The sequence below is a fragment of the Actinomadura logoneensis genome (assembly GCF_003428695.1).
Taxonomy (GTDB): Bacteria; Actinomycetota; Actinomycetes; order Streptosporangiales; family Streptosporangiaceae; genus Spirillospora; species Spirillospora logoneensis.
Window position 1 is genome coordinate 1 of the sequence record NZ_QURH01000548.1, and the last position, 1615, is coordinate 1615.

Below are 1615 nucleotides of genomic sequence, written 5' to 3' on the forward strand. Positions count from 1 at the left end.
CAGCCACCAGCCCGCGCCGTCCCGGCCGGCGAACCGGGCGGTGGCGGCCTCGGCGGCGGCGGACGCGCGCGGGTCGTCCAGCAGCGCGGTCGCGACGGCGACGGGCACCGCCCAGTACGGCTCGGGCAGCGCGTCGATCATCCGCAGCTCCAGCCAGCCGCGCGGGCGCACCGGCGGGAACAGCGTGGACAGGTGGTACTCCAGGTCGGCGAGGGTGGGCCCGCCATCGCGCAGGCCGGAAGCGTCCTCGCGCAGGCCGGGACCGCCCCCGCGCAGCCACTCGGCGAAGGTCATGCCGGGGTCGCTGATCCAGCGGCCGTCCGGCGCGCGGACGAGCATGACCCGGGCGTCCAGCGCGTACCGGGCCCAGGCGTCGGCCGGGGACTCTGCGGCGTCGCGCAGGACGGCGGCGGTGCGGCAGGGGTCCAGCTCGGCCCAGATGGCCTGCCGGGTGGACGCCCAGCCGGTGCGCCGCCCGGCGCGCCACGGCGAGTTCGCGAACGCGGCGACCAGCACCGGACCGAGCGCGTGGACGAGCCGCCAGCGGCGGGCCGCGTCCGCCTCGTCCGCGCCGATGTCCAGGTTGACCTGCACCGACGCGGTGGAGCACATCATCTGCGGCCCGACCTCGGGGTAGCCGCGCGCGACGTAGTAGTCGCGCATGCAGGCGTACCGGGGGTGCTCGCTCTGGAAGCCGGGCGGGCGGTGCGGGTCGACGCCGTGCCCGGCGAGGGCCAGCCCGAGGGGGGCCAGGGCGTCGCGGACGTGGGCGATGTCCGCGGCGAGCGCCGCGTGCAGCGGCGCGAGGCCGGTGAAGGGGGCGGAGCTGAGCTCCAGCTGGCCCCCGGGCTCGTAGGTGACGGTGCTGCCGCCGGGCGGCGGCCCGGCCCCCTCGACGGCGGCGCGGACGGTGGCGGCCGGGACCGGGGCCCCGGGCGCGTCGGGATCGGTGACGAACCACTCGGTCTCGGCGCCGACGACGCCGGGCGGACCGGTCTTGAAGCACGTTCCGACGGCGTGTCCGCGGACGTCGTCGGGGTGCAGGCGGCGATTGTCGATCACAGGTTCGAATCCTTCCCTGCTGAAACGGATCAGGAATCATGTGATTCAAGTAACAAAATCCAAACGGGGGCCAAACCGGCAGGAACGCCCGAGACCCGGAGCCGGTGGGCGTGCGGGCGCCGAACGGCGACACACCGGGCACCCCGCTTCACAGTCATTTCCGGAATGCACTAGAGTCCCGATTCCCACCGGTCCGCCCTGAGCCCTGCCCCCTGCCGCCGGGCGGTCCACCGGTCGGCTTCCAACGGCTCGCCCGAGCCGGCCCACTACGGAGGTCACATGCGCGGGGACCCGGGTTCCCTCTACGACGCGCACGCCGCCCGCCTGTACGCGCACGGCTGGTCGCTGCTCGGCGACGACGCCGCGGCGGCCGTGCGGGACGCCTTCGTGGCCGCGGTCCGGCACCCGCCGCGCGGCGACGTCGTGCTCTGGATGTACGGGCTGTCGCGCACCGCGGCGACGTCCCGCGGCGCGTTCGAACGGCCCTGGCACGTCGCGTCCGGCGCGTCCGGCGCGTCCGGCACGGCCGACCCGCTGCTGCGCGCCGCCGCCG

General features: G+C 76.3%; 1 protein-coding gene and 1 pseudogene. One reads left to right on the forward strand and one right to left on the reverse strand.

The features are described 5' to 3' along the window. Positions 1-1062 (reverse strand): glutamate-cysteine ligase family protein (locus DZF91_RS24010; protein WP_235834512.1); only part of this gene is annotated, 1062 nt, incomplete at its 3' end. Positions 1063-1341: 279 nt separating this feature from the next. On the opposite strand from DZF91_RS24010, the pseudogene DZF91_RS24015 reads away from it, so the two are divergent. After that, positions 1342-1615: pseudogene (locus DZF91_RS24015) on the forward strand (hypothetical protein); the annotation flags it as partial.